Origin of the sequence: Fretibacterium fastidiosum (genome assembly GCF_000210715.1) — a bacterium.
In the GTDB taxonomy this organism is placed as follows: Bacteria; Synergistota; Synergistia; order Synergistales; family Aminobacteriaceae; genus Fretibacterium; species Fretibacterium fastidiosum.
On record NC_021038.1, the window covers coordinates 2,334,006 to 2,340,251 of the forward strand.

Here is a 6,246-nt window from a genome sequence, read left to right on the forward strand (position 1 = left end):
GCCCTTCTTTAAACATTAGGCCCGCGCCTGTCCTTTCCCCCTCAACGGGCAGAGGAGCAGGACCAGCCCCCCCGCTGCCGTGACGGGGATAAACTGCACCATGTGATCCGCCAGTGCCGCGGCCAGGGCCTGGTCCCTGGGCACTCCGTAGGACGTCAGGGCCGCAACGGCAACGGCCTCGTAGACGCCAAGGGCTCCGGGGGAGGAGGGAAGGAGCATCCCCAGGCTGCTCAACGCAAAGACGCCCAGCGCGTCGGTCCAGCGGAGCCCCAGCCCTGCGGCTCCGTTCAGGACGATGCCGACCTGCAGCGCGTAGAGGGCCCACAGCGCGGCGGAACTGCACAGCATCCAGAGGATGCGCCCAGGCGTCATCTGTGCCGTGACCGCGCCCAGGAAGCGCGCCAGGAACGCGGACAGTCCTCCGGGGAGCGGGAGACGCTCCAGGCGCCGCCACCAGGCCGGACGGGCCCGGAGCGCCAGGAGGAACAGCCACCCTGCCGCGAGACAGGCGACGAGCGGAAGGGCGTAACGCTGCTGCTCCGCCTTCACCATGAACCAGAGGCTGAGCAGCGTCAGCATGTTGACGTCGAAGAACCGCTCAAAGAAGATGAGCCCCATGGCCTCGTCCAGCTTCATGCCCGCGCCGCGTCCGATCCACGCCGCCTTGGCCGCCTCGCCCGCCTTGGCCGGCAGCACGTTGTTGACCGCCAGCCCCACGAGGGAGGCGGGGAAGGTCGAGCGAAAGGCGAGGCGCGGACGGCGCATTCCCATGAGCCGGACGCCCATGGCGGCGTAGGCCAGGAACGACGTCAGGATCGCCGCAGCGATCGGGAGCGGCGGGAGTTGGCGCAGAAGGTCCCAGAGGTCTGACAGCGGAACGCCCCTGAAGGCGCAGACCAGGCAGAGGATGGAAACCCCGAAGCGCAGGAGCTCCATGAGAAGGCGTTTGAGGCGCATCGAACGCAGCCCGCTTCACCGATCTTCCGTCTGAGCGATGACCTTTGTCCCCAGGTCCCTCCCCATCGCCTCGCACCGCGCAAGGTCCTCCGCGGTGGGGGAGGTGAAGACCTCGACGTCGGGTTCCGCGCGATCGAGCTTGGCCTTCTCCGCAAACGCCCGCAGCGCAGGGAACGCGCCGCTGGCCCAGCTGTAGCTGCCCGCGATCCCCAGGACGTGGTTCTTCGGCATCCGGTTGAGCAGCTTGGAGCAGAGGGCCTCGATGGGAGGGAAGAGCAGCATGTTGTAGGTGCAGCTCAGGAGCGCCAGGCCACGGTAGCGCCAGATGTCCCTGAGGATGAACCCCGCTTCCGTGCGGGATGCGTCGCAGAGGCGAATCTCCTTGACGCCGCTTTCCGAGATGCCCGTACACACGGCCTCGGCCATGCGCCGCGTGTTGCCGTACATGGAGCCGTAGACGACCACCGCGCCGCGCTCGGTATCGCATCGGCTCCAACGGTCGTAGAGGTCGACCACCTGTTGAGGGTTGGCACGAAACAGGGTGCCGTGAGCAGGGAATATGTTCTTGATGGGAAGCCCTCCCAGCTTCTTCAGGGCCACCTGAACGCCGCTCGAATACCGCCCCAGGATCGCCGCGTAGTAGCGCAGCATGTCGTCCTCCCAGCGGGGGCGCTCCCGCTGGTCGTCAAAGAGCCCGCCCTCGTGGGCGCCGAAGCCGCCAAAGGCGTCGTTGGAGAAGAGCACCCCCGTCGATGCGTCGAAGGTCACCATGCTCTCCGGCCAGTGCACCATGGGGATCGTCGTAAACTTCAGGACGTGTCCCCCCAGGTCCAGCGTGTCGCCGTCCGCCACGACAAGGGTTTGGGCATCCACGCCGTAATACCCCTTCAGGAGGGGCAGGGTCTTCGCGTTGCCCACGATCTGAAGGTTGGGCCAGCGCCTGCGAAGCTCCAGGATCAGCCCGGAGTGGTCCGGCTCCATGTGGTTGACCACGAGGTAGTCGAGGTCCCGGCCGCCCAGCGCCTCCCCCAGCTTGTGCGCGTACTCGTCGCCCCACGGGCCCTTGACGGTGTCGATGGCCGCCGTCCTCTCCCCCAGGACGACGTAGGCGTTGTACGCAACCCCATTCGGCAACGACCACAACGCCTCGAAGCGGTCCGTCGAGCAATCGTTGACGCCAACCCACCACGTGTCCTTATTGACCGGTATCGCCTTGTACATTAAAAAGCCCCTCTTTCCGGAAATCCCTGCAACGAACGATCCGAACGCACCCCTCAACCCTGTGGAGCCAGGGTGCTTTGTACATTGTACAATAAAAAACGACGCGGCTTCACGGGAAGCCACGTCGTTAAGGGCGTCGTCGCGAGGCGCGCGTCACACCTTGAGGTGCCGGTCAAACCAGCCCGCGATCTCGCGCAGCCGGGCCAGTCGGTTCCTGGGCCTGCCGGAGCGGCTGAGCTCGTGGTTCTCACCCTTGAAGACGCACATGCGTGCTTCGATGCCGTTGACCTTGAGCGCCGTGAACATCTGGAAGCCCTGGTTCAGCTCGCAGCGAAAATCTTCCGTCGAGTGGATGAAGAGCGTCGGCGTGTCCGCCTTGTCGGCATGGGCGACGGGGGACTCGCGCCAGGCGGTCTCCGGGGTCCGCCAGGGAGTCCCCAGGTGCTGATCCTCGACGTAATAATAGCCGATGTCACAGCCGCCGAACTTCGAGATCCAATTTGCAATGCTCCGCTGGGAGACGGCCGCCTTGAAGCGATTCGTCTGCGTGATGATCCAGTTCGTCATGTAGCCGCCGTAGGACCCCCCGGTCACCCCCATGCGCGATGCGTCGATGAAGTCCAGGTTCTTGACGCACCAGTCCGCGAAGTCCATCAGGTTGCGGTAGTCGATGTCGCCATACCGACCCCGGATGTCGCTGAACTCGCCGCCGCGCCCGTCGCCACCCCTGGGGTTGCAGTAGATGACCGCGTACCCCCTTGCGGCCCAGCACTGCATCTCGTGGTTGTAGATGTCCCCAAAGGCCGCTTTGGGGCCGCCATGGATGTTGAGGATGGCAGGGCAGCGCTCCCCCTCGCGCGCATCGACCGGGCGCATGTACCAGCCGTCCAGGTCCCATCCGTCGCCCGCCTTGAAGGTGATGTGGATGGGCTGCGACAGCCTGTGCTCCTCAAAAAAGGCGTCGTTGAAGGAGGTCAGCCGCCTCTCCTTCCCCTCCTGATAGAGGTAGAGCTCCGGCAGGTGCAGTCCCTCGTAGGCGACGTAGGCGATCCTGTCGTCGTGAACGTCCCAGTCGATCACGGAGGAGACGGAAGGGGTCAGCACCTTCAGCCGGCCGTCCTGCGCCAGCGCGTAGAGCCGCGATTTGAAGGCGTCCGTGGAGCAGGCGATCACGCCGAGGGACTTTGAAGGGGCGATCGCACCCTCGTGGTCCCGACAGCCATAGCTCGTATCGGCGACGATGGCGTGCCCGAAGCTGACGTCCAGCTCCGGCGTCAGACAGCGCATCTCCCCGTCCTCCAGAAGCCAGATCTTCGGGTTCTCGTTCACGCCCATCGCCTTGTGGTCCGTCGCGGTGAGGACGATGGATTCCCCGCTCCAGACGGCGCACTTGAAGGTAAAGGGCAGGGTCCCTGAGAGGAGGCGGAGGGCCCCCGTGCTGAGGTCCAGCACATAGACGCTGTTCTCAAGGGGCTTTACGTCCTTGTAGTCGCAGGCTACGACGAGTGCTCTGTCGCCGTCCGCGCTCAACTCGACGCGGGCCACGTCCATCGTGGGAGGGGTCAGGCGGGAGAGCTTGCCCGAGGCGTCGCAGGCTGCCAGGCCGACGCGCCTCTGGCCGATGTACCCCTTGCCGTTTGCCATGAAGGGGACCTGCTCAAAGATCATGAAGTCCGCATCCTCCGGATTGTCGTGGACGGGGTCGAAGTTTGCCGTGAGGAGGTATCGGCCGGCCTTCAGGGCGCGGATGGCCGACACCGCGTGGGGGACCTCGAAGAGCGGCGTCGCCTCGCCGCCGTCGATGCCGATGGAGTAAAAGCGCGTGACGGCCTTTCCCTCCTCGCGATCGGCGGCCGAAGGGCGCTTGGACGCGAAGACGATGGACGCGCCGTCCTCGCTCCAGCAGAAGCACTCCTCGCAGCCCGATGAGGTGAGGCGGCGCGCCTCCCCCGACGGCAGGCTGAGGAGCCAGATGTCCTTGATGTAGCCATTGCTCTCCGCGTCCGCGCGGCTGACCTTGAAGGCGATCTTCCCGCCGTCCGGCGAGAACGTCGGCGCCGCGAGAAAGCGGAAGTCCAAAAGGTCCTTTTGTTCAACGGGTCGTTTCATCTACGTCGTTCCTCCATCAGCCAGGGAAGCGTTGATTCGTCTTGAAAAGTTGTTGAAAGCGATCGAGGATTCAGCGCTTCCCTGAAATTTTAACGTGGGGCCGAGAGCCGCTCTCCCCTTCAGGGTCAGGCCTTCGGGGCGAGCTCATCGGCCTGCTTCACCGAGATGCTGAACACGTTGACCACGTCGGGGTCCGGACAACAGAAGGCGACGCCTCCAGTGCTCCTGCAGGGGGGGAGCTTCCCGCCGTAGCGCAGGATGTCGATGTAGGGGAAGCCCGCGTGCAGGGCCATGGGGCAGAGCTTTCCCCGATCCCGGTCGAAATCGAAGGCGTCTCCCACCTTGTGCCCTCGATGGCAGCCGCACGGCCCCCGCTTTTCGATCAGCGTGATGAGGACCTTCGGTCGGCCCGTTCCCGGCTCCCTCTTCTCGTCCACGGTTCGCACTTCCTCTCCCGTCATGGCTTTTCCTTGCCGTGATTTCTGCTCTTCGTCCTTCGGACGCAGGCCCGCAGGGTGCGCGACGTGTACTCGAGGTGGCGCGTCAACGCCGCCAGCGCCCCCTCGACGTCGTGGGCCTTCACCGCTTCCAGGATCTGCCGGTGCTGTTTTTGGGACTCCTCCCGGATGAGGGACATGTGAATCCTGATGTAGCGGTCCACCTGCTGGCGCAGGAGGGCGATCTGGTCCAGGGTCTTGGGGCGGTTGGCGGCGTCGTACAGCAGGTTGTGGAAGACGAGGTTCTGCTCCCGCCAGAAGATGCAGTCCATCTCCCGCTCCATCTTGTCCAGCATGGCCCCGGCCTCCAGGATCGCAGAAGGTTGGATGTTGGGGAAGGCGATGCGCAGGACGGAGACTTCGAGCGCCGTGATCATCTCGTAGATCTCCTGCATCTCCGCAAGGGTCAGGCCCGTGACCACGGCGCCGCGCCGCCCGCGAAAGTCCACGAGCCCCTCCATCTCGAGCAGGCGCAGGGCCTCTCTAAGGGGGATGGGGCTGACCTTCAGGCGTTCCGCCAGCTGGCTCTGATGCAGGGACTCTCCCTCCGGAAGGGTCCCCCGATAGATCGCCTCCCTCAGGATGTTCGCGATATAATAGGGGGCCGGGTTGTCCTTCAGGTGTACTGGAATTAGTCGTTCAAGTGACTCGTAATGCGTGTTGGTGTCACTCATGCCGATCGCAGCTTCCCTTCAGAAAAAATTGCAGCGGCGTCAAACCAAAACGTTCCGCTTCCATTATAGTGCATGATACCCCCTTTCGTTCGGCTTTTATTCGGCCCGCTGAAAGTTGCAGGCGGCGCAAACGCCCCCTTCCATGGGTTTTGAGCTATAATCATGGCGTGGAAGTTCACGGCGCATCGTCTATCGCTCATTTCCCGTCGTGCTGATGGGGCGGACGCCCTGGAGGTGGAGTTGTTTTGAGCCCGAAAATATTGAACGTACCGAACACCCTGAGCCTTGTGCGCGTGTTCCTGGCCCCTCTTGTCCTGCTGTTCCTCTCCCTGAGGATCAGCGCTCCCGTCCCGTTCCTCTCCCTCGACGGCGCCGAGCCCCTGACGCTGGGGGACCTCCTGGCGGCCGTGGTGTTCATCATCGCGGCCATCACGGATTCCATGGACGGCTACATCGCGCGCAAGCACCACCTGATCACGACGCTGGGGAAGTTCATCGACCCCCTGGCGGATAAGGTGCTGGTCATCGCAGCGATGATCGCCCTCGTGGAGCTCCAGCGCATCCCCGGATGGATCGTGCTGGTCATCATCACACGCGAGTTCGTCGTGACCGGGCTGCGCCTGGTGGCGGCGGCGGAGGGCGTCGTCATCGCCGCCTCGAAGGGCGGCAAGCTGAAGACGGTCTTTCAGATCGTGGCCCTCGCCATGCTGATCCTGAAGCTGCCGGGGGGAATGGCCCTCATGTGGGTCGCCATGATCCTGACGGTATGGTCCGGAATGGAGTACCTC

Annotated in this window: 6 protein-coding genes; 1 reads left to right on the forward strand and 5 read right to left on the reverse strand. The window is 64.4% G+C overall.

All coding sequences use genetic code 11. The features are described 5' to 3' along the window. Positions 1 to 15: 15 nt before the first annotated feature. From SY1_RS10515 to SY1_RS10535, 5 genes are all read right to left on the reverse strand, one after another. The gene (locus SY1_RS10515; RefSeq protein ID WP_015557007.1) at positions 16 to 957 is read right to left on the reverse strand and encodes a lysylphosphatidylglycerol synthase transmembrane domain-containing protein; all 942 of its coding nucleotides are present in this window, start codon (positions 955 to 957) and stop codon (positions 16 to 18) included. A gap of 15 nt (positions 958 to 972) precedes the next feature. Continuing rightward, positions 973 to 2,178: an FprA family A-type flavoprotein gene (locus SY1_RS10520; protein ID WP_015557008.1), complete on the reverse strand. Its 1,206-nt coding sequence runs from the start codon at positions 2,176 to 2,178 to the stop codon at positions 973 to 975. A gap of 153 nt (positions 2,179 to 2,331) precedes the next feature. Next, on the reverse strand, positions 2,332 to 4,287 hold the full coding sequence (locus SY1_RS10525; RefSeq protein ID WP_015557009.1) for a S9 family peptidase: 1,956 nt from the start codon (positions 4,285 to 4,287) through the stop codon (positions 2,332 to 2,334). 125 nt (positions 4,288 to 4,412) lie between these two features. Next, complete coding sequence (locus tag SY1_RS10530; protein ID WP_243440671.1) at positions 4,413 to 4,724, reverse strand: TIGR04076 family protein; 312 nt, start codon at positions 4,722 to 4,724, stop codon at positions 4,413 to 4,415. 20 nt (positions 4,725 to 4,744) lie between these two features. After that, positions 4,745 to 5,458 (reverse strand): GntR family transcriptional regulator, encoded by a 714-nt coding sequence (locus tag SY1_RS10535; protein WP_015557010.1) that lies wholly within the window; start codon positions 5,456 to 5,458, stop codon positions 4,745 to 4,747. Positions 5,459 to 5,703: 245 nt separating this feature from the next. Here SY1_RS10535 and pgsA point away from each other — a divergent pair. Then, a partial coding sequence (gene pgsA, locus SY1_RS10540) for a CDP-diacylglycerol--glycerol-3-phosphate 3-phosphatidyltransferase (protein WP_208873762.1) occupies positions 5,704 to 6,246 on the forward strand: 543 nt, incomplete at its 3' end.

Bases quoted from the DNA above. Each gene is read 5' to 3' on its own strand.
- SY1_RS10515 (WP_015557007.1), bottom strand. From the start codon at position 957: ATGCGCCTCAAACGCCTTCTCATGGAGCTCCTGCGCTTCGGGGTTTCC.
- SY1_RS10535 (WP_015557010.1), bottom strand. From the start codon at position 5,458: ATGAGTGACACCAACACGCATTACGAGTCACTTGAACGACTAATTCCA.
- SY1_RS10520 (WP_015557008.1), bottom strand. From the start codon at position 2,178: ATGTACAAGGCGATACCGGTCAATAAGGACACGTGGTGGGTTGGCGTC.
- SY1_RS10525 (WP_015557009.1), bottom strand. From the start codon at position 4,287: ATGAAACGACCCGTTGAACAAAAGGACCTTTTGGACTTCCGCTTTCTC.